At 72.5% G+C, this 21,675-nt stretch carries 13 protein-coding genes, 1 tRNA gene and 3 pseudogenes; 4 read left to right on the plus strand and 13 right to left on the minus strand.

The features are described 5' to 3' along the window. Positions 1-31 precede the first annotated feature (31 nt). The 7 genes and pseudogenes from rho to E6W39_RS15910 all read right to left on the minus strand — a co-directional run bounded on the left by rho (position 32) and on the right by E6W39_RS15910 (position 10,190). Complete coding sequence (rho, locus tag E6W39_RS15880; protein WP_141634081.1) at positions 32-2,056, minus strand: transcription termination factor Rho; 2,025 nt, start codon at positions 2,054-2,056, stop codon at positions 32-34. A gap of 607 nt (positions 2,057-2,663) precedes the next feature. After that, positions 2,664-3,581, minus strand: coding sequence for a homoserine kinase (gene thrB, locus E6W39_RS15885; protein ID WP_141634082.1), 918 nt, complete (start codon positions 3,579-3,581; stop codon positions 2,664-2,666). A gap of 373 nt (positions 3,582-3,954) precedes the next feature. Continuing rightward, a pseudogene (gene thrC, locus E6W39_RS15890) lies at positions 3,955-5,119 on the minus strand (threonine synthase). Positions 5,120-5,121: 2 nt separating this feature from the next. Then, positions 5,122-6,414: a homoserine dehydrogenase gene (locus E6W39_RS15895; protein ID WP_141634083.1), complete on the minus strand. Its 1,293-nt coding sequence runs from the start codon at positions 6,412-6,414 to the stop codon at positions 5,122-5,124. A 129-nt stretch (positions 6,415-6,543) separates the two neighbouring features. Next, a pseudogene (lysA, locus tag E6W39_RS15900) lies at positions 6,544-7,936 on the minus strand (diaminopimelate decarboxylase). 99 nt (positions 7,937-8,035) lie between these two features. Continuing rightward, on the minus strand, positions 8,036-9,697 hold the full coding sequence (argS, locus tag E6W39_RS15905) for an arginine--tRNA ligase (protein ID WP_141634084.1): 1,662 nt from the start codon (positions 9,695-9,697) through the stop codon (positions 8,036-8,038). 10 nt (positions 9,698-9,707) lie between these two features. Continuing rightward, positions 9,708-10,190 carry a response regulator gene (locus E6W39_RS15910; RefSeq protein WP_141637765.1) on the minus strand — a complete coding sequence of 161 codons (483 nt, stop codon included), beginning with the start codon at positions 10,188-10,190 and terminating at the stop codon, positions 9,708-9,710. 189 nt (positions 10,191-10,379) lie between these two features. Here E6W39_RS15910 and E6W39_RS15915 point away from each other — a divergent pair. Further along, a tRNA-Arg gene (locus E6W39_RS15915) sits at positions 10,380-10,451 on the plus strand. Positions 10,452-10,555: 104 nt separating this feature from the next. Here E6W39_RS15915 and E6W39_RS15920 read toward each other — a convergent pair. Together E6W39_RS15920 and E6W39_RS15925 are read right to left on the minus strand one after the other, a co-directional pair. Further along, positions 10,556-10,756 carry a hypothetical protein gene (locus E6W39_RS15920; protein WP_141634085.1) on the minus strand — a complete coding sequence of 67 codons (201 nt, stop codon included), beginning with the start codon at positions 10,754-10,756 and terminating at the stop codon, positions 10,556-10,558. A gap of 257 nt (positions 10,757-11,013) precedes the next feature. Then, positions 11,014-11,700, minus strand: a complete 687-nt coding sequence (locus E6W39_RS15925) for a trypsin-like serine peptidase (protein WP_181799287.1) — start codon at positions 11,698-11,700, stop codon at positions 11,014-11,016. A 216-nt stretch (positions 11,701-11,916) separates the two neighbouring features. Between E6W39_RS15925 and E6W39_RS15930 the strand changes: the two genes are divergently transcribed. Then, positions 11,917-12,270 (plus strand): hypothetical protein, encoded by a 354-nt coding sequence (locus E6W39_RS15930; RefSeq protein ID WP_141634087.1) that lies wholly within the window; start codon positions 11,917-11,919, stop codon positions 12,268-12,270. A 307-nt stretch (positions 12,271-12,577) separates the two neighbouring features. On the opposite strand, the gene E6W39_RS15935 is transcribed toward E6W39_RS15930, so the two are convergent. After that, positions 12,578-14,098: an MFS transporter gene (locus E6W39_RS15935; protein WP_141637766.1), complete on the minus strand. Its 1,521-nt coding sequence runs from the start codon at positions 14,096-14,098 to the stop codon at positions 12,578-12,580. A gap of 245 nt (positions 14,099-14,343) precedes the next feature. Next, positions 14,344-16,080 carry a DUF885 domain-containing protein gene (locus E6W39_RS15940; RefSeq protein WP_141634088.1) on the minus strand — a complete coding sequence of 579 codons (1,737 nt, stop codon included), beginning with the start codon at positions 16,078-16,080 and terminating at the stop codon, positions 14,344-14,346. Positions 16,081-16,219: 139 nt separating this feature from the next. Between E6W39_RS15940 and E6W39_RS15945 the strand changes: the two genes are divergently transcribed. Next, positions 16,220-16,963, plus strand: a complete 744-nt coding sequence (locus tag E6W39_RS15945; protein WP_141634089.1) for a TetR/AcrR family transcriptional regulator — start codon at positions 16,220-16,222, stop codon at positions 16,961-16,963. 7 nt (positions 16,964-16,970) lie between these two features. Here the strand turns inward: E6W39_RS15945 and E6W39_RS15950 are convergent. Both E6W39_RS15950 and E6W39_RS15955 read right to left on the minus strand, forming a co-directional pair. Continuing rightward, positions 16,971-17,821: pseudogene (locus tag E6W39_RS15950) on the minus strand (fumarylacetoacetate hydrolase family protein). 116 nt (positions 17,822-17,937) lie between these two features. Further along, entirely contained in the window at positions 17,938-19,131 is a 1,194-nt protein-coding gene (locus E6W39_RS15955) for a serine/threonine-protein kinase (RefSeq protein ID WP_141634090.1), read from the minus strand. Positions 19,132-19,371: 240 nt separating this feature from the next. Here E6W39_RS15955 and E6W39_RS15960 point away from each other — a divergent pair, with 240 nt between their 5' ends. Next, positions 19,372-21,666, plus strand: coding sequence for an FdhF/YdeP family oxidoreductase (locus tag E6W39_RS15960; protein WP_141634091.1), 2,295 nt, complete (start codon positions 19,372-19,374; stop codon positions 21,664-21,666). Positions 21,667-21,675 lie beyond the last annotated feature (9 nt).

The raw sequence follows: 21,675 nt of genomic DNA on the forward strand, positions 1-21,675 counted from the left end.
CTGGTGTCACACTCCGTCAGACGACGGCCCGTCAGTCGCCGGAACCCGGAGTGGTCTTGGCGATCTGCATCAGGAACTCGGCGTTCGACTTGGTCTGCTTCATCTTGTCCAGCAGCAGCTCGATCGCCTGCTGGGAGTCGAGCGCGTGCAGCACCCGGCGCAGCTTCCAGGTGATCGCCAGCTCCTCGCTGCCGAGCAGGATCTCCTCCTTGCGGGTGCTGGACGCGTCCACGTCCACCGCCGGGAAGATCCGCTTGTCGGCGAGCTTGCGGTCCAGGCGCAGCTCCATGTTGCCGGTGCCCTTGAACTCCTCGAAGACCACCTCGTCGGCCCGGGAGCCGGTCTCCACCAGGGCGGTGGCGAGGATGGTCAGCGAGCCGCCGTTCTCGATGTTGCGGGCGGCACCGAAGAACTTCTTCGGCGGGTAGAGCGCGGTCGAGTCGACACCACCGGACAGGATGCGGCCGGAGGCCGGGGCCGCCAGGTTGTAGGCACGGCCCAGGCGGGTGATCGAGTCGAGCAGGATCACCACGTCGTGGCCCAGCTCCACCAGGCGCTTGGCGCGCTCGATGGCCAGCTCGGCAACGGTGGTGTGGTCCTCGGCCGGGCGGTCGAAGGTCGAGGAGATGACCTCGCCCTTGACCGACCGCTGCATGTCGGTGACCTCTTCCGGACGCTCGTCGACCAGGACGACCATCAGGTGGCACTCGGGGTTGTTGCGGGTGATCGCGTTGGCGATCGCCTGCATGATCATCGTCTTACCGGTCTTCGGCGGGGCGACGATCAGACCGCGCTGGCCCTTGCCGATCGGCGACACCATGTCGATGATGCGGGTGGTCAGCACACCCGGGTCGGTCTCCAGGCGCAGCCGCTCCTGCGGGTAGAGCGGGGTGAGCTTGCCGAACTCGGGGCGGTTGCGGCCGCTCTCCGGGTCCATGCCGTTCACCGAGTCCAGCCGCACCATGGCGTTGAACTTCTCGCGGCGCTCGCCGTCCCGCGGCTGGCGCACCGCACCGGTGATCGCGTCACCCTTGCGCAGGCCGTTCTTGCGGACCTGGGCGAGCGAGACGTAGACGTCGTTGGAGCCCGGCAGGTAGCCGGAGGTCCGCACGAAGGCGTAGTTGTCCAGGATGTCCAGGATGCCCGCGACCGGGATCAGCACGTCGTCGTCGCCGACCTGCGGCTCGGCCACGCCCTCGAAGCCCTCGCGGCGGCCGCCCCGGCGGTTGCGGTCGCGGTAGCGGCCACGGCGGCCGCGGCGGCCGTCGCCGAACTCGTCGTCCTCGAAGCCGCCCTGCTGGGCGGCGGCGGGCTGGCCGGCCGGCTGCTGGGCCGGCGGGGCGCCCTGCTCGCCGCGGCGGTCGGCCCGCTCCCGGCGGTTGCGGCGCTCGCGGCGGGACTCGCGGCCCTCGCCGTCGCCCTCGCCGCCCTCGGTGCGGTCGCCGCGGTCGGCCCGGTCGCGCCGGTCCCGGCGCTCCCGACGGCCGTCGCGCTGCTCGTCGCGGCCCTCGCGGGTCTCGGTCTTCGCCTCGGCCTTGGCCTCGGCGGCCGGCTCGGCGGTCTCCACGGCGGTGGCGGTGGCGGCCTCGACGGCGGTCGGCGCGCCGGCGGCGGCGGTGGCACGGCGACGGCCGCGCTCGCGGGCCGGGGCGGCGGTCTCCGGGGCGGCCTGGCCCGGGATGTCAATCTGGGTGGGGGCCTCGGCCGGCTCGGCGGCGGCAGCGGCGGCGGCCCGGGTCCGACGGGCCGGCTTCTCGGCTGCCGGGGCGGTCTCCTTGGCGGCGGCGCGGGCGGGCGCCGGCGCGGCCGGAGCGGAGGCGAGCAGCGGGTCGCCGCCGCTCTTCTCCTTGATCGCCTCGATCAGCTGGCTCTTGCGCATCCGCCCGGTGCCGCTGATGCCGAGCGTCGAGGCGAGCTTCTGCAGCTCGGCCAGGACCAGACCGTCAAGGCCTGCGGCAGCGGTACGGCGGCGCTTGGCCGGCGCCGCGGGGGCGGCGGGCGCGTCCGTCGCGTCGGCGTCCGGGCGCGCGCCCATCAGATCGGTGGTGTCGCTCACTAAGGGTCCTTCCCTGGAGCGGACGTCGGCCTGTCTGGCTCGGCGACCGGTTGTGCTGTCTGACCTGCGCTCTGCGGTGCGCAGGTCCGATGCGGTGGGTCCCGCCACCGCTAGGTGCAAGGTGGCGGAAGAGGTGCGAGGTGCGGTGCACGGGGCACCGTGGTGCAAAAGGGCACGGTGGGCGATCTCATGCCGACCGCGCTGCCTGCGAAACCCGGGCCCCCGTCGCGTGACGTTCTCCCGCGCTCCCGCCCGGCTGGTCCGTGACCAGTTGCGGCGGGTGGGGTTCAGGATTCGACACGGCTTCGGGATGCGGCCGCAATCGCGCAGGCAGGCTGCGTACGCGCTGTGGCGGGCTCCCGGAGAATCGTGGTCCCCGACAACGCCTCGGGCCCGTGGAGTCGGGTCCTGGGGAGGGGGACGCGGTGCACCGGGCCCCGCGGGGCGCCTGATGCAGACATGAGGTTAACACTACCGACCCCCTCACACATTCCCCAGCCTTGAGCTTGCCAATCGTGTCCGTCCCTCCCGCCCGGTCGCGCAATGGGCGCACGGCCGTGCGGAAGCCGACCGTGCTCAACACACGGTCGAATCCGGCCGGGAACGGTCACCCGTCCAACGGTCGGATGCCCGCTCCGTCACGGTCCAGCCGCAGTCGGTGCGCGGCGAACCGCTCACCGGCGAACTGCAGCAGCTTTTCGGCGCCGGCCTCGTCGGTCAGCGCGAGCACGGTCGGACCGGCTCCGGAGATCACCGCCGGCACGCCCTCCGCGCGCAACGCGCCCACCAGGGCGGCGCTGTCGGGCATCGCGGCGGCCCGGTAGTCCTGGTGCAGCCGGTCCTCGGTGGCGGCCAGCAGCAGCTCGGGGCGCCGGGTGAGCGCCTCCACGAGCAGCGCCGAACGGCCCGCGTTGACCGCGGCGTCGGCCAGCGGGACGGTCTTCGGGAGCAGGCCGCGGGCCGTCTTGGTGAGCACCTCGGTGGCCGGGATGAAGACCACCGGGACCACACCCTCGTGCGGGTCCAGCCGGACCGCCTTGGCCGAGTCCTCATCGGTCCAGGCGATGGTGAAACCGCCGGTCAGGCAGGCCGCGACATTGTCCGGGTGGCCCTCCAGCTCGGAGGCCAGAGCCAGCACCGCGGTGTCGTCGAGGGCCGCCGGGCCGCCGATGGTGACCGCACGGGCGGCGATGACGCCGGCGCAGATCGCGGCCGACGAGGAGCCCAGACCACGGCCATGGGGTATCCGGTTGGCGCAGACCACTTCGAGGCCGCGGGGCTGCCCGCCGAGCCGGTCGAAGGCGGCCCGCATCGAGCGGACCAGCAGGTGGTCCTCGTTCCTGGGCAGCGTATCGGCGCCCTCACCGGCGATGTCCACCGACAGGCCCGAGTCGGCGACCCGGACCACGACGTCGTCGTAGAGGCCCAGCGCGAGTCCGAAGGCGTCGAACCCGGGGCCCAGGTTGGCGCTGGTAGCGGGGACCCGCACCCGGACGGCGGCGGCACGGAACGCGGGACCGGCCATGCGGTGGACTCTCCTGGAGAACTGGGGCAGGCCCGTCATCGGGGGCCGGCGGTGCTGTGATTCGAAACTGGGGGCGATGGGGGGTGTCAGGGCACTGCGAGCGGGTCAGTCACTGAACAGCTCTCGGCATGTGCCACACCGCCAGGGCTCAGCGTATCGAAGAGAGGTTCCACAGCGGTACACCCCGTTCCCCTTCGATCTGCCGTGTTGCAGGTTATGGCCGGAATTCATGCCGATTCAGCACCGGTTGGAACAGCACAGCGAACATGCCAGGAACAACGAAAGCGACACCGAGGCGTTACCCCGGATCAGCGGGGTAACACCTCGGTGTGACGATCCCTCAGGCTCCGTTCGCTTCCACCGGGCGCTGGGTTCAGTCCAGCAGGCCCAGGTGCTGCGCGGCGGCAGCGGCGGAGACCGGGACGACCTGCGGCTGCGGGGCGCCGGCCACGGCCCAGTCCGGGTCCTTCAGACCGTTGCCGGTGACGGTGCAGACGATCCGCTGGCCCGGGTCGACCAGGCCGGCCTCCGCCTTGGCCAGCAGTCCGGCCACGCCGGCGGCCGAGGCGGGCTCCACGAAGACGCCCTCCCGGGCGGCCAACATCCGGTAGGCGGCCAGGATCTGACGGTCCGTCACCTTGTCGATCAGGCCGCCGGACTCGTCCCGGGCGGCCTCCGCGAAGGCCCAGGAGGCCGGGTTGCCGATCCGGATCGCGGTGGCGATGGTCTGCGGCTTGAGCACCGGGGCGCCGTCCACGATCGGGGCCGAGCCGGCGGCCTGGAAGCCCCACATCCGCGGGGTGCGGGTGGCGAGCCCAGGGAGGGTGCGACGCGGTGGGGTCCCCCGGACGGAGTCTGGGGGAGTCTCCGTCAAGGGTGGCGGCGGGCGACGGGTGGGCGTACTCGCGGTAGCCCTTCCAGTAGGCGGTGATGTTGCCCGCGTTGCCGACCGGCAGCACATGGATGTCGGGGGCGTCGCCGAGCATGTCCACGATCTCGAAGGCGGCGGTCTTCTGACCCTCGATCCGCACCGGGTTGACCGAGTTCACCAGCGCCACCGGGTAGTTCTCGGACAGCTCGCGCGCCAGGGTGAGGCAGTCGTCGAAGTTCCCGTCCACCTGGAGGATCCGCGAGCCGTGCACCAGCGCCTGGCCCATCTTGCCGAGCGCGATCTTGCCCTGCGGCACCAGCACCGCGCAGACCAGGCCGGCCCGCACCGCGTAGGCGGCGGCCGAGGCCGAGGTGTTGCCGGTGGAGGCGCAGATCACCGCCCGGGCGCCGGCCTCCTTGGCCTTGGAGATCGCCATCGTCATGCCCCGGTCCTTGAAGGAGCCGGTCGGGTTGGCGCCCTCGACCTTGAGATAGACGTCACAGCCGGTGCGCTCGGAGAGCACCTGGGCGGGGACCAGCGGCGTGCCGCCCTCCAGCAGGGTGACCACCGGAGTGGCCTCGGAGACCGGCAGGCGGTCGCGGTACTCCTCGATCAGGCCCCGCCACTGGTGGGTGTGCCCGCCGACGCGGTCGATCACGGCGTTCATGCTCATTCCCCTTCAACCCGCATGATGCTGGCCACATCCCGCACGCTGTCCAGCGCGCGGATCTTGTCCACGGTCGCCGACAGCGCCGCGTCGGTGGCCCGGTGGGTGACCACGACGAGCGAGGCGTCGCCGTCGCGGCCCTGCTGGCGCACGGTGTCGATGGAGACCCCGTGCTCGGCGAAGACCGAGGCCACCTGCGCAAGCACGCCGGCCCGGTCGTCCACGTCCAGGCTGACGTGGTAGCGGGTGACGACCTCGTCCATCGGCTTGGCCGGCAGCTGGGTGTAGACCGAGTCGCCCGGCCCGGTGCTGCCGTTCAGCTTGTTGCGGCAGACCGCCACCAGGTCGCCGAGCACCGCCGAGGCGGTCGGCGCGCCGCCCGCGCCCGGCCCGTAGAACATCAGCCGGCCGGCCGCCTCGGCCTCCACGAAGACCGCGTTGTAGGCCTCCCGGACGCTGGCCAGCGGGTGGCTGAGCGGGATCATCGCCGGGTGCACCCGGGCGGTGACCGACTCGCCGTCCGCGGCCCGCTCGCAGATCGCCAGCAGCTTGACCACGCAGCCCATCTGCTTGGCGCTGGCGATGTCCGCGGCGGTCACCTCGGTCAGGCCCTCGCGGTAGACGTCGGCGGCGGTGACCTTGGTGTGGAAGGCGATGCCGGCCAGGATCGCGGCCTTGGCGGCGGCGTCGAAGCCCTCCACGTCGGCGGTCGGGTCGGCCTCGGCGTAGCCCAGTGCGGTGGCCTCCTCCAGCGCCTCCGAGTAGCCGGCGCCGGTGGAGTCCATCTTGTCCAGGATGAAGTTGGTGGTGCCGTTGACGATGCCCAGCACCCGGTTCACCCGGTCGCCGGCCAGCGACTCGCGCAGCGGGCGGATCAGCGGGATGGCGCCGGCCACCGCGGCCTCGTAGTACAGGTCCACGCCGGCCTCGGCGGCCGCCTGGTGCAGCTCGGCGCCGTCCTTGGCGAGCAGCGCCTTGTTGGCGCTGACCACCGAGGCGCCCTGTTTGAAGGCGGCGAGGATCAGGCCCTTGGACGGCTCGATGCCGCCGACCACCTCGATCACCACGTCGATGTCGCCGCGGTTGACCAGCGCCTCGGCGTCGGTGGTGACCAGGTGCTCGGGCACTCCCGGGCGGGGCCGGCCGGCCCGGCGGACCGCGATGCCGGCGAGCTCGACCGGCGCGCCGATGCGCGCGGCGAGGTCGGCGGCGTCTGTCGTCATGATGCGCGCCACCTCGGAGCCCACCACACCACAGCCCAGCAACGCCACCTTCAGCGGCCGCGTACGCATCATCCGACTCCGCTCATTCCGTTCGGGTATTCCGGGCCTGGGATCCGGCCTTCGGATCCGGCCATGGGGTCAAGTCTCCGGGACGATCGGTAAAGATCTATCGCCGTTTCAGAATCTGAGACAGGATTTTCGTTATCCGATATCCAGTCGCAACAGATCCTCTTCCGTCTCGCGCCGCACGATCACCCGGGCCGTGCCGTCGGAAACGGCCACCACGGGGGGCGGAGCGCGTGGTTGTAGTTGCTCGCCATCGAGCGGCAGTAGGCGCCGGTGGCCGGCACCGCGATCAGGTCGCCCAGGGCCAGGTCGGCCGGCAGATAGGCGTCCTTCACCACGATGTCGCCGGACTCGCAGTGCTTGCCGACCACCCGCACCAGCATCGGCCCGGCCGTGCTGGTCCGGGAGACCAGGGCCACCGAATAGGCGGCGTCGTAGAGCGCGGTGCGGATGTTGTCGGACATCCCGCCGTCCACGCTGACGTAACTGCGCAGCCCCGCCAGCGGCTTGACCGTGCCCACCCGGTAGAGCGTGCAGGTGGTCGGGCCGGCGATGGCCCGGCCCGGCTCCACGCTGAGCCGGGGAACCGCCAGATCGGCCGCGGCGCACTCGCGGCGGACGATCTCGGTGAGCGAGGCGGCGATCTCGGCGGGCTCCCTCGGGTCGTCCTCGTCGGTGTAGGCGATGCCCAGGCCGCCGCCCAGGTCGATCTCCGGCAGCTCCACGCCGTGCTCGTCGCGGATCCCGGCGAGCAGGCCGACCACCCGGCGGGCCGCCACCTCGAAGCCGGCGGTGTCGAAGATCTGCGAGCCGATGTGCGAGTGCAGGCCGCGCAGTTCCAGGGCGTCGTGCTCGGCCAGGGTGCGCCGGACCGCCTCGGCGGCCGCGCCGTCGGCCAGCGAAACACCGAACTTCTGGTCCTCGTGGGCCGTCGCGATGAACTCGTGGGTGTGCGCCTCGACGCCGACCGTGATCCGGATCAGCACCGGCTGGCGCACCCCGTGGCCCGGGCGACGGCGGCCAGCCGGTCGATCTCCTGGAACGAGTCCAGCACGATGTGGCCCACCCCGGCCTTCACCGCCAGCTCCAGTTCCTCGGGCGACTTGTTGTTGCCGTGCAGCGCCAGGCGTCCCGCGGGCATCCCGGCGGCCAGCGCCACCGCCAGCTCCCCGGCGCTGCACACGTCGAGGTTGAGCCCCTCCTCGTGCAGCCAGCGGACCACCGCCTTGCAGAGGAAGGCCTTGCCCGCGTAGTAGACGTCCGCACCGGGGCCGAAGGCGTCCCGCCAGGCCCGGGCCCTGGCCCGGAAGTCGGCCTCGTCCAGCAGGTACGCCGGGGTGCCGAACTCCTCGGCCAGCTCGGTCACCGGGATCCCGCCCACGGTGGCGGCGCCCGCGGCGTCGCGGCTGACGGTGCGGGACCAGATCTTCGGGTCCAGCGTGTTCAAGTCGCCGGGCGGGGCCGGGTGGTGGCCCTCCGACAGCACGTCTGCGTAGCGCGGACCGGCGGGGTGCGCGGAGCGGCTCATGGTGCTTCTCCTTGTGCTCTGCTAGCTCTACTAGCGGACAGGGGCGGCAACGGTTCCCGATGAACCGTCACCGCCCCTGCCAGGCAAGGCGGTTGGCGGCTACATCCGCTCGGGGGCCGAAACCCCCAGGAGCGTCAGGCCGTTGGCCAGCACCGTGCGCGTCGCCTCGACCAGCCAGAGGCGGGCCCGGTGCGTGTCGTTCAGCTCCTCGTCGCCCTTCGGCAGGAACTGGCAGTTCTCGTAGAGCCGGTGGTACTTGCCGGCCAGGTCCTCCAGGTAGCGCGCGACGTGGTGCGGCTCGCGCAGCTCGCCGGCCCGGGCCACGATCCGCGGGAACTCGCCGAGCGCACCGAGCATGTCGCTCTCCCACTCGGTGGCCAGCAGCTCCGGCTTGAACTCGGCGGCCGTGCCCTTGTCCACGCCCAGCTCGGCGGCCTTGCGGGCCACCCCGCACATCCGGGTGTGCGCGTACTGCACGTAGTAGACCGGGTTCTCGTTGGTCTGGCTGGTCAGGATGTTGATGTCGAGGGTGATCGTGGAGTCGGTGGAGGAGCGGCTCAGGGTGTAGCGCGCGGCGTCCACGCCGATCCAGTCGACCACGTCGTCGATGGTGATGATGTTGCCGGCCCGCTTGGACATGCGGACCTCCTCGCCATCACGCAGCATCTTGACGAACTGGCCGATCTTGACCTCGATGTTGCGGTTCATGTCGTCGCCCGCGCAGGCCGCGATGGCCTTGAGGCGGCCGACGTAGCCGTGGTGGTCGGCGCCCAGCATGTAGACGCTGACCTCGGCGCCGCGGTCCCGCTTGGAGAGGTAGTAGGCGGCGTCGGCGGCGAAGTAGGTGGTCTCGCCGTCGGCCTTGATCAGCACCCGGTCCTTGTCGTCACCGAAGTCGGTGGTGCGCAGCCAGATCGCGCCGTCCTGATCGAAGACGTGGCCCTGCTCGCGCAGCCGCTCCATGGCCTTGGTGACGGCGCCGGAGTCGTGCAGCGACTTCTCCGAGAACCAGGTGTCGAAGTGGGTGCCGAACTCGTCCATGGAGCGCTGGATCTCGGCCACCATGAGCTGCAGCCCGTGGGTGCGGAAAGCCTGCAGCTGCTCGTCCTCGGGCAGGTCGAGGATGCCCGGCACGCCGTCGGTGATCGCCTTGGCGATGTCGTTGATGTACTCGCCGACGTAGCCGTCCGCCGGGACCGGCTGTCCGTTGGCTGCGGCCTTGAGCGAGGCGGCGAACTTGGAGATCTGCACGCCCGCGTCGTTGAGGTAGTACTCGGTGGACACCTCGGCGCCGGTCGCGCGCAGGATGCGGGCCAGCGAGTCGCCGACGGCCGCCCAGCGGACGCCGCCGATGTGGATCGGGCCGGTCGGGTTGGCCGAGACGAACTCCAGGTTGATCTTCAGACCCTTGAGCGCCTCGTTGCGGCCGTACGCCGTGCCCGTCTCGACGATGACGCGGGCCAGCTCGCCCTGGGTGGCGGCGTCCAGCGTGATGTTGAGGAAGCCCGGGCCTGCGATGTCGACCTTGGCCACGCCGGGCAGCTCGCGCAGTCGGGCGGCGACCAGCTCGGCCACCGCGCGCGGCGGCATGCCGGCGGGCTTGGCCAGCTGGAGCGCCACATTGGTGGCGTAGTCGCCGTGGTCGCGGTTCTTCGGTCGCTCGACCGTCACCTGCTCGGGAACGTCGACGGACAGCTCGCCCGCCTCGACGGCGGCGCGCACGGCGACCTGGACTGCCTGGGAGAGCTCTGCGGGTGTCACGCGCCCAAGCCTAGGCGAGAGGCGGGTAGTGACCGCGCGGTGGCCGCCCTTCGAGATCCTGTTCACTCTGGGCGAACAGGGTGCTCGCCTCCCCCGCACCGAAGGTGAACCCCGCCCGCGGCTGCCCGCGCAGCGCCAGCAGGCGGTGCACCAGGGCCACCAGATCCGCCGGGTCGAACGGCTTGGCCAGGTAGCCGTCCACCCCGACCGACTCGCCCTTCTCCAGATCCGCCGGTGTGCAGGCGCTCACGATCGCGATCGGCAACCCGGCCGTGCCGGGCTCGGAACGCAGCCGGGCCGCCGTCCGCAGCCCGTCGAGGCGCGGCATCATCACGTCCAGCGTCACCACGTCCGGACGCACCCGGCGGACCACCTCCAGGCACTCGGCACCGTCGGCCGCGGTCACCACCTCGAAGCCCTCCAGCTCCAGGTTGACCCTGATCAGCTGACGGATCACCTCGCTGTCGTCCACCACGAGGACCCGCCCGGACACACCCGACACCCCACCGAGCCTAGGCCCGCCCACCCGCTCCCGTCCGGGCTTTCCCGCACCCGGTCCGAACCGGTCCTGCCGCCCGCCGCGGTCCTGCCGTGGTCCTGCGAAAACCCGTGCACGGAGTGCTCCGCGGAGCTGGTAATGTTCTCCACGTCGCCGGAACGCGAGGGAAAGCGACAAAGGCAAGCCCCCGTAGCTCAGGGGATAGAGCACCGCCCTCCGGAGGCGGGTGCGTAGGTTCGAATCCTACCGGGGGCACTTCGCGAGAAGTGCTGAGTGAGGCCCAGGTCCAGTGGATCTGGGCCTTTCGTCATGCCCGCGGGGAGCCGGAGAGCCACGCCGCCCACCGGGCCCGCGGCGCCTCATCTGTACACGGGCACGAACAGCGCGGACAGCAGCGCGAGCACCGGCACCAGCCCGGCCGGCACGCCCAGCGCCAGACACACCCACCCGGCCAACCTGGCACCCGGCGTCGAGCGCTGCCGCAGGACGCCGTAGGCGCCCAACGAGATCGCGCAAACCAGCACCGCGCCGAACAGGACGATCGCACCGGCAGTGTTCATGTCTCCCCCTCTACGCACCGAGCGGGAGCGATGCTAGCGGTACAAGATCCACAACCGCGCTCCCGCGCAGCACCCGCACCAGCTGCTCGGGTTCTGGTGGTGCTGGACGCGGGCGCCTATGTGCTGGGGTACGAGTTCGAGGTCTGAGAGGCCTGATCAGCTGCGGAGTTGGGCGTCCGGGTCGGCGCGGGCGATGCGCTCGTCCCGGGGGACGGGGCGCAGCGACTCGACGGCGGCGGCCAGGGACATGCCCGGGGTCAGGCGATCGACAGCACCGCCACCCCCGACGGCAGGCCCTGGAGGTGGACGCGCTTGAAGCGGGGCGGGATGGCACCGGTCGGTGTGGGCATGCGGACGGTTCCTCGACGTCGGAGCGGGGACCGTCCGCACCCTACCGGCCGGTCACGACCCTGTCGCCGTGCTGTACAGGTTCCCGATCGTCGAGTCGAAGTAGGCGCTGTACGAGGTGTCGTCGGTGTAGCCGCCCTGCTGGTAGCCGCCGATGACGCCGATGACGTTGCCGGTGGCGGTGGAGATCCAGGGCCGCCGCTGGTGCCGTTGGGGTAGGCGGGGCAGTCGATGCGGCGCTGGTAGGCGGACTGCTGGGTGGTGGCGTTGCTGCAGACGATCGGCTCGTCGCTGGCGTTCGGGTAGCCGTAGAGGCGGACGGTGGCGGTGAAGGGCTCGTTGAGGCCCAGGTTCTCGCTGCCGACCACGTCCTCGACCTGCTGGCCGCTGCTGTTGGGCGCGAGCTGGAGGAACGCGAAGTCCTGGTCGGGGTCGCCGGTCTGGGACCAGCCGTTGGTGGTGAAGACCTTGGTGACCTGCCAGGTGCCGAACGGGGCCTTGCCGTCGCGGTAGCCGGGGGCGAAGGTGACGCCGCTGGCGCCGCTGGAGACGCAGTGCGCGGCGGTGAGGATCAGGTCGTGGGCGGCGCTGTGCACCACACTGGCCGTGCAGAAGTGGTTGCCGGGGCCGACCGGTGCGCTGAACAGGGCGCCGACCCGGTTGGACTCCGCGCCGGGCGGGGCGGGCGAGGTGGTGGGCGCCGTGCGGGTGTCGGAGGCGACGGGGGCCGGCGAGGAGGGGTCGGCCGAGCTCGGCGGGTCGGACGGCGAGGGGGCCGGCGGCGTGTCGCTCGGGGTCGGGGCGGGGTCGGGGTGGCCGACGGCGACGGGGAGTTCAGCGGCGGCAGCTGGGCGACCGGGGAGCTGGTGGACGGCTCGGCGACGGCGGCTCCGCCGGCCGGGTCGGCGGCGGGGGTGCTGGGGGCGGCCGAGGTGGCGGAAGTGGCGGACGGCTGGCCGCTCTTCACGGTCTTGGCCGGCGCGCCCGACCGGTGCGCACCCGAGCCACCGGTCAGCCCGGTGAACGCGGCGGCGCTGGGGGTGAGCATGCTGACCCCCGTTATGGCCCCGAGCAGCACCAGGGCGAGCACGGCCACCAGGACCACCGGACGGAACCTGCGGACGCGGGCGGTACCGCGCTGGTGCTCACTGGTCATCAGGACGTGACTCCTGCCCACGATCGCTCGTGCTCGTGCTCGATGGCCCGGTCGGTCGACTGCTCGGCGCCTGGGTGCGGCGCCGCGGACCCTACCGACTATTACCCGGCTCGCTGGTCGCCAGGTGATCCTCGGCTGAGATCCGCCTGAGAATCCACCGGCCGGGGTAAGGCAGGAGACGAGAACATGTCCGGCTGGTGGACTGCGGAAACATCATGTCTGACGCTTCGCGCCGGAAGGAAGAGGGGCTGCGGGAGCGACGGGACGGCCCGTCAGGTGGCCTCGGGCCCCGCCGCCCCCGCAGTCGCCGCGTCAGGTCAGGTGGCCTCGGGCTCCGCGGCCTCCGCGGTCGCCGGTCGTCCGGTGGCCGGCAGCCGGGCCTCGCTCTCCTGCTCGGCGCCCTGCTCCTCGGGGCTCGGCCGGTGGTCGACCATGATGGCCGCGACCAGCGCCGCGAGTAGGAAGACTCCGAGCGCGACCCAGGCGGCGATGCTGTAGCCGTGCACCGCCCCCGCGTCCCGGACCGCCTTGCTGGACAGGTCCTTGCCGACCAGGTAGGCGGTGGTGGCGCTGGCCGCGATGGTGTTGAGCAGCGCGGTGCCGAACGAGCCGCCGACCTGCTGGGCGGTGTTGATGGTGGCCGCCGCCGCACCGGTCTCGCGTGGTGCGACACCGAGGGTGGCCAGGTTCATCGACGGCATGAACACCATGCCCATGCCGAGGCCGAGCAGCAGCTCGCTGGGCAGCACCATGGCCGCGTACGGGCTGTCCACCTTCATCTGGGAAAGCCACGCCATCCCGGAGGCGCCGAGCAGCAACCCGGGCACGATCAGGTTGCGGGACGGCACCCTGGTCATCAGCCGGGCCGCGATGCCGGTGGAGGCGAGGATGATCGCCGCCGTCATCGGCAGGAACGCGACCCCGGTCTTCAGCGGCGAGAACCCCTTGACCGTCTGCAGGTAGTAGGTCAGGAACAGGAACATCCCGAACAGCCCGATCACGGCCAGGCCCACCGACAGGGCGGCACCGCCGCGGTTGCGGTCGCGCACGATGTGCAGCGGCAGCAGCGGGTGCGTGGAGCGCTTCTCGGCCAGCACGAAGCAGACCTCCAGCGCGGCGCCCAGGCAGAGGCAGGTGAGCACCAGCCAGTCGCCCCAGCCGCGCGACTCGGCCTCCGAGGTGCCGTAGACGATGGCCAGCAGGCCGCCGCAGCCGAGTGCCACGCCGGGTAGGTCGAGCGGGATCCGCCGGCCCTTCTCGATGTGGTCGCGCTTGAGCAGCGTGTAGGCGGCGAGCGCCGTGACCAGCGCGATCGGCGCGTTGACGAACAGGCACCAGCGCCAGTTGAGGAATTCGGTGAGCAGTCCGCCTGCGATGAAGCCGACGGCGCTGCCGCCGGCCGCGATGGCGCCGAAGATGCCGAAGGCGGTGGCGCGTTCACGCGGGATGGTGAAGGTGGTGGAGAGCAGGCCCAGCGCCGAGGGGGCCAGGAGCGCGCCGAAGGCGCCCTGCATGGCACGGGCGATGAAGAGCATCCCCGGAGAGACCGCGGCACCGCCGAGCGCGGAGGCGGCGGCGAAGCCGAGCAGGCCGATCATGAAGGTGCGCTTGCGGCCGAACAGGTCGCCGAGGCGGCCGCCGAGCAGCAGCAGCCCGCCGAAGGCGAGGGTGTACGCGGTGACCACCCACTGCCGGTCGCCGGTGGAGATCCCAAGGTCCTTCTGGGCGGAGGGTAGGGCGATGTTCACGATCGTGATGTCGAGCACGATCATCAGCTGGGCGATGGCGATCACGGCCAGTGCCCGCCAGCGGCGGGGGTCCGGCACCGGGTCGCTCATCGCGTGTTGGGCGGACACGGGAGAGCCTTCCGGACGAGGGTGCCGCCGGCGTGCGCGGACGGCACTTTCTCCAGCGAAGCTCGCAGAATCGGACAAGGCAAGCGAAAAACGGCGAAAACGGGGAATAAGTCCCCGATTTCACCAGGTGCTGACCAGGAGTGGCCGGGTGGCGACGCCCCGGGACCACGCCGCCGCGACGTGGTCCCGGGTCCCGGCCGGAGCCGCCCGTTGGCGGTGGCCGCCCGTCAGAGCGCCGAGAGCTCCGCCACCAGGTCGTCCAGGCCCAGCGAGCCCTGGGAGAGCGCCGCCATGTGCCAGGCCTTCAGGTCGAACTCCTCGCCGCGCGCCTCGTGCGCCGCCCGCGCCGCCGCCCGGCCGCGCAGCCAGGCGCGCTCGCCCAGCTTGTAGCCGATCGCCTGCCCGGGCATGCCCAGGTAGCGGACCAGCTCGCTGTCCAGGAACGCCGCCGACAGCCCGCAGTACTCGCCGAAGAACTCCCTGGCCAGCTCGGGGGTCATCGGCTCGCCCGGGTGGAACGGCGAGTGGGCCGGGAAGTCCAGACCGACGTGCATGCCGATGTCCACGATCACCCGCAGCGCCCGCATCATCTGGGCGTTGAGGTAGCCGAGGCGGTGCCCCGGGTCGGTGAGGTAGCCCAGCTCGTCCATCAGGCGCTCGGCGTAGAGCGCCCAGCCCTCCAGGTTGGCGCTGACGCCGCCCATGCTGACCTGGTAGGTGGACAGGCTGCCGGCCACGTGGTTCCACTGCGCCAGCTGCAGGTGGTGACCCGGGACGCCCTCGTGGTACCAGGTGCTGACCAGGTCCCAGACCGGGAACCGCTCGCGCCCGAGCACCGGCAGCCAGGTGCGGCCGGGACGGGTGAAGTCCAACGAAGGGGCGGTGTAGTAGGGGGCCGCCGCGCTGCCCGCGGGGGCGATCCGCGACTCCACCCGGGTGACCGGCTCGGCCAGGTCGAAGTGCACGCCCTGCAGGTCGTCGATCGCCTGGTCCATCAGGCCCTGCAGGTACTCGCGGGCCGTCCCGGCGCCCTCGATCGCCTCGCCGTCGGTCTCCAGCCAGTGCATCGCCTGCATCGGGGTGCTGCCCGGTCGGACCTTCTCGGCCTCGACGCGCATCTGCCGGTCCAGGTCGTGGAACTCGGTCCAGGCCCACTGGTAGGCCTCGTCCAGGTCCAGGTCGGCGCCCGTCCAGTAGCGCACCCAGCGGCCGTAGCGCTCGCGGCCGACCGCGTCGGGGGTGTCGGCGGCGGCCGGACCGTAGACCTCGGACAGCCAGCCGCGCAGCGCGGCGAGCTCCTCGGCGGCGGCCCGGGCGTGGCCGACCAGCTCGGCCCGCACCGCCTCGGGGGCCGGGCTGACCAGCACGCCGAACCAGCCGGCCGAGCGGGCCTCCTCGACGGCCGAGTCGTCGGGCGCCAGCCACTCGTCGAGCTGCCCGATCACGGTGACCACCTGGCGCGGGCCGGACAGCCGCCCCGCGGCGATGCCCGCCTCCAGCAGCTCGCGGTACCCGCGCAGGGTCAGCGGGATCCGGGCCAGCCGGCGGCCGAGCTGCCGCCAGTCGTCCTCGGTGTCGGTCGGCAGCAGGGTGAACAGCTCGCGGGTGTTGTGCAGCGGCGAGCCGAGGTTGCGGACCGCGCGCAGGTGCTCGCTCGCGTCGTGAACGGCGAGCTCGGCGGTGAGCCGCTCGCGCAGCAGCCGGGCGCAGCGCCGCTCGGCCTGCGGGTCCGCGGCGGCGTCGATGGCACCGGCGGCCTCCGCGGCGTCCAGCTCGGCCAGCGTGCGGCGGGCCAGCTCGGCAACGGCGTCCTGGCCTGCCGGGGAGAGGTCGGGGAGGCGGTCGTCCTCCGGGTTGAGTCCGAGGTAGACCGCGGTCAGCGGGTCGAGGTCGGCAAGGGCCTGCACATAGCCGTCCGCGATGGTGCGCGGGGTGCCGGCGGAGGAAATGGTTTCGGAAGCCATTCGGACATCTTTTCGCAGCCCGGACGCTTTGCAAGCCCCTTTCCGGAACGTGTGGTTGCGATTTACCGGCGCGTGCGCCCGCTGGTCGGCGCGCCCGCGAGGCTGTGGTGCGCCGGGACCGGCCACTACGCTGACCGCCATGAGCGACACGGAGCCGGTACCAGCCGCTGCCCCCGCCGGCCGCAAGCGGGCCGGCTACCGACGGCTCCCGGTGCAGCAGCGCCGCGAGCAGCTGATCGCCGTGGCGCTGGCGCTGTTCTCCGCCCGGCCGCCGGACGAGGTCAGCCTGGACGACGTGGCCGAGGCCTCCGGCGCCTCCCGCCCGCTGGTCTACCGCTACTTCGCCGGCGGCAAGCAGCAGCTCTACGAGGCGGCGCTGCGCAGCGCCGCCGAGGAGCTGATCAGCCGCTTCGTCGTACCGGCCCGGGGCACCCCGACCGAGCAGCTGGGCACCGTGCTGTCCGGCTACCTCTCGTTCGTCGCCGAGCACGACGCCGGCTACGCGGCCCTGCTGCGCGGCGGCTCGGTGGTGGAGACCGCGCGAACCAGCGCGATAGTCGACGAGGTGCGGCGCACCGCGCTGCGCCGCACCGTGCGCTACATGGGCGTGCGCGAGCCCGGGCCCCGGCTGACCCTGCTGGTCCGGTCCTGGATCTCGGTGGTCGAGGCCTGCTCGCTCAGCTGGCTGGACGAGGGCCGCCAGCTGCCGCCCGCCGAGCTGTGCGACTGGCTGGTGGACGAGTTCGTGGTGATGACCGCGGCCACCGCCTTCCATGACGAGCAGACCGCCGAGGTGCTGGCCGGCCTGCTCGCGCTGGACGGGCCGGATGGGCGGGCGGCCCGCCTGCTGGGCCGGCTCGCCGCCCCGCACGCCCTCGGCTGAGCGGCCGTCAGGCCTTGCCCAGCAGCTGGCGCTGCCGGCCGAGCCCGTCGATCTCGAGCTCCATCACGTCGCCGGGCCGCAGGTACGGGCGGTCGGGCCGCCCCATGGCGACCCGGCCGGGGTGCCGGTGGAGATCACGTCGCCGGGGTGCAGCACCATGAACTGGCTGATGTAGTGGACCACCGAGAGCACCGGGAAGATCATCTGCCCGGTGCTGCCGTCCTGCCGCAGCTCGCCGTTGACCCAGAGCCGCAGCCGGAGCGCCTGCGGGTCGCCCAGCTCGTCGGGCGTCACCAGGTACGGGCCGAGCGGGTTGAAGGTCTCGCAGCTCTTGCCCTTGTCCCACTGCCCGCCGCGCTCCAGCTGGAAGGCGCGCTCGCTGACGTCGTTGGAGACGGTGTAGCCGGCGATGCACCGCGCCGCCGCCGCCTCGCTCTCCAGGTAGCGGGCGGTGCGGCCGATCACCACGGCCAGCTCGATCTCGTAGTCGGTCTTGGTGCTGCCGCGCGGCACCAGCACCTCGTCGTCGGGGCCGACCACGGTGTCGGGGGCCTTGAGGAACAGCACCGGCTCGCTGGGGATCGCGGCCCCGGCCTCGGCGGCGTGGTCGCGGTAGTTGAGGCCGACGCAGACCACCTTGCCGGGCCGGGCCACCGGCGCGCCCAGGCGCTGCCCGGCGAGCTCCAGCACCGGGAACTCACCGGCGGCCAGCGCGGCGGACAGCTCGGCCGCGTCCAGCCGGGACAGGAACGCGCCGTCCAGCTCCCGGGTGCGCCCGGAGAGGTCGTGGGCGGTGCCGTCCGGGCCGAGCACGGCCGGTCGCTCGGCACCCGGGGGGCCAACGCGGAGCAGCTTCATCAGCCGGTCACCTCTTCGCAGCTGGGGACTTGGGTGCTTCGAGGTATACCAACCCGCGAGGCCCAGCGGCCAGCGAACGGTTCCTCCCAACCGGCGCCGCCCCGACCGGGCCCGGCTCAGCTGCCCGTACGGTTGACGGCGCCGAGCAGCGCGGCCAGCAGCCCGGGCGGACACGGCCGTTCGGGCACCGGGGTGCGGGCCAGCCGGCGCTGGATCGCCTCCACCTCGGGGTGGCCGTCGCCGAGCGCGGCGGTGGCCAGCGGGGCCAGCTCGGCGAGCAGGCAGTAGGCCTCGTCGGGGCGGCCGAGCCGGGCCAGTGCCACCGCGAGGTCGTGGCAGGTGCGCAGCGTGCGGGCGTCGTCCGAGCCGAAGGCGAGCGCGAACTGCTCGATCAGCGGCCGCAGTTGGTCGATCGCCTCGGCGGCCCGGCCGTCCCCGGCGGCCTGGAAGGCGGCGTCCGCGCGGCGCCGCAGGTCGCGGATCGCCTCGAGTGCGCGGTCCAGCCGCTCGGCCACCGCGGCGGCGCTGCCGGGGCGCCCGGCCGGGTCCTTGGCGAGCAGCTCGGTGATCAGTTCGACCAGCCCGGTGGGCAGCGCGGGCGGGCGCGGCGGCTCCTCCTCCAGGTGCTGCACCATCAGCGCATAGGTGTTGCCGGCATTGAACGGCCGCTGCCCGGTGAGCAGTTCGTAGAGCACGCAGCCGACCGCGTAGAGGTCGGAGCGGACCGAGCCGGGCTCGCCGCGCCACCGCTCGGGCGCCAGGTACGGGGTGGAGCCGATCACCGAGCCCTCGGTGGTGAGCGCGTCCCGGTTGTCGCCGATCTGCGCGATGCCGAAGTCCAGCACCTTGAGCACGCTCCGGTCCGGCGCGGTGAACATGATGTTCTCCGGCTTGACGTCGCGGTGGATCACCTGGGCGGCGTGGGCGGCGGCCAGCGCCGCACACAGCTGCCGGGCCCACTCCAGGGCGCGCGGCAGCTCCGGGCGCCCGTCGGCCAGCGCCTGCTTCAGGGTGAGGCCGTTGAGCAGCTCCATCACCAGGTAGCTGAAGCGCTCCCCGTCCGAGGAGTCCTCGCCCATGTCCAGCACCAGCACGATGTTCGGGTGCACCAGCTTGGCCAGCACCTCGGTCTCGCGGCGCAGCCTGGCCAGGTCGGTGGCCGCCGCCTTGGTCCCGTGGTGGCGCAGCGTCTTGACCGCCACCTGGCGGCCGAGCCGCTGGTCGTAGGCCTCCCAGACCACCCCGAAGCCGCCCCGGCCCAGCTCCCCGATCAGACGGTAGCGCTCCCCCAGTACGTCGCCGGCTCTCATGACTCCCCCAGAACGTGCCCGGCCGGCGCCTTGAGACGGCCAACCGGCCTGCCGCGCCAGCGATATCGTCAGCCATCTCAGGCCCCTTGGCAAGGTGCGACGGGCCGGTTGGACAGCAGGGTTTCGGCCGGTCTCGGGCCCTGTGGCCGGTCCCGCCGGGTGAAAGGATGCAGCAGGGGCTGTCGACGGCGGCCCGGACAGACCGACCGGTCCCAGAGCGACCGACGAAGGAGCGCAGTCATGGCCAAGCAGGCGCCGCAGAGCGATCCCGCGCAGGACGCCCCGGCGATCGGCGCCCCGAAGCGCTCGGCCGTGGGCCTGCCCGCCGTCGTCAACAGCCTGATGATGGCCAACGAGCAGATGGGCGCCCGGCGCTCGCTGGCCACCCTGCGCAAGGTCAACCAGCACGGCGGCTTCGACTGCCCGGGCTGCGCCTGGCCCGAGCCGGACAAGCCGCACACCGCCGAGTTCTGCGAGAACGGCGCCAAGGCGGTGGCCGAGGAGGCCACCGAGCGCCGGATCACCGCCGACTTCTTCGCCGCCCACCCGGTCGCCGAGCTGGCCGAGCGGTCCGGCTACTGGCTGGGCCAGCAGGGCCGGCTCACCGAGCCGATGCTGCTGGAGGAGGGCGCCGACCACTACGCGCCGGTCTCCTGGGAGCGCGCCTTCGAGATCGTCGCCGAGGAGCTGCGGGCCCTGGACGGCCCGGACGCCGCCGCCTTCTACACCTCGGGCCGGACCAGCAACGAGGCCGCCTTCGCGTACCAGCTGTTCGCCCGCAGGCTCGGCACCAACAACCTGCCGGACTGCTCCAACATGTGCCACGAGTCGTCCGGTTCGGCGCTGGTGGAGACCCTCGGGGTGGGCAAGGGCAGCGTCAGCCTCAAGGACCTCTACCAGGCCGACCTGATCATCGTGGCCGGTCAGAACCCGGGCACCAACCACCCCCGGATGCTCGCCGCGCTGGAGCGGGCCAAGCGGGCCGGCGCCACCATCGTCAGCGTCAACCCGCTGCCGGAGGCCGGCCTGGAGCGGTTCAAGAACCCGCAGCACGCCCGCGGCCTGGCCGGGCCCGGCACCAAGCTGACCGACCTGTTCCTGCAGATCCGGCTCGGCGGCGACCTGGCGCTGTTCCGGGCCGTCAACCAGCTGCTGCTGAACGCCGCGGACGGCATCGACCGGGCGTTCATCGACGAACACTGCCACGGCTTCGAGGAGTTCGCCGCCGAGGCGAAGTCCACCGACCGCGAGGCGGTGCTGGCGGCCACCGGCCTGCCCTGGGCGCAGATCGAGCAGTTGGCCGAGCTGGTGCTGAAGTCCCGCAAGGTGATCGTCTGCTGGGCGATGGGCCTGACCCAGCACAAGCACGCCGTGCCGACCATCCGCGAGGTCGTCAACTTCCTGCTGCTGCGCGGCAATGTGGGCCGTCCGGGCGCCGGGGTCTGCCCGGTGCGCGGCCACAGCAATGTGCAGGGCGACCGCACCATGGGCATCTTCGAGCGGCCGTTGGCCGGCTTCCTGGACGCGCTGGGGCGGGAGTTCGGCTTCGAACCGCCGCGGCACCACGGGTTCGACTCGGTGGAGACGATCCGGGCGATGCGGGACGGGCGGGTCAAGGTCTTCTTCGCGATGGGCGGCAACTTCGTCGCGGCCACCCCCGACACCCTGGTGACCGAGGCCGCGATGCGCCGCTGCCGGCTCACCGTGCACGTCTCCACCAAGCTCAACCGCTCGCACCTGGTCACCGGCGCCCGGGCGCTGATCCTGCCGACCCTGGGCCGCACCGACCGGGACCGCACCGCCAAGGGCGACCAGTTCGTCACCGTCGAGGACTCGATGGGCATCGTGCACTCCTCGCAGGGCCGGCTGCGGCCGCCCGCCGACGGGCTGCTCTCCGAGACCGCGATCGTCTGCCGGCTGGCCCGCGCCGTGCTGGGGGCCGCCGACCCGCTGCCCTGGGAGGAGTTCGCCGCCGACTACGACCTGGTCCGGGACCGGATCGCCCGGGTGGTGCCGGGCTTCGAGGACTTCAACACCAAGGTGCGCCGCCCCGGCGGCTTCGCGCTGCCGCACGGTCCCCGGGACAGCCGGACCTTCCCGACCGCCACCGGCAAGGCCAACTTCACGGTCAACCCGCTGACCGCGCCCGAGGTACCGGCCGGGCGGCTGCTGCTGCAGACGCTGCGCTCGCACGACCAGTACAACACCACGATCTACGGCCTGGACGACCGCTACCGCGGCATCACCGGCGGCCGCCGGGTGGTGCTGGTCAACCCGGCCGACGCGGCCGAGCTGGGCCTGGCCGAGGGCGGCTACGTCGACCTGGTGAGCGAGTGGCGGGACGGCGTGGAGCGCCGCGCCCCGCACTTCAAGGTGGTGCACTACCCGGTGGCACGCGGCGGGGCGGCGGCCTACTACCCGGAGACCAATGTGCTGGTCCCGCTGGACTCGACCGCCGAGATCAGCAACACCCCGACCTCCAAGGCCGTGGTGATCCGGTTCGAGGCCGACTCCGGGCTGCTCGAAGCCCGTTGAGACGACTGC

Origin of the sequence: Kitasatospora acidiphila (genome assembly GCF_006636205.1) — a bacterium.
GTDB classification, from domain to species: domain Bacteria; phylum Actinomycetota; class Actinomycetes; order Streptomycetales; family Streptomycetaceae; genus Kitasatospora; species Kitasatospora acidiphila.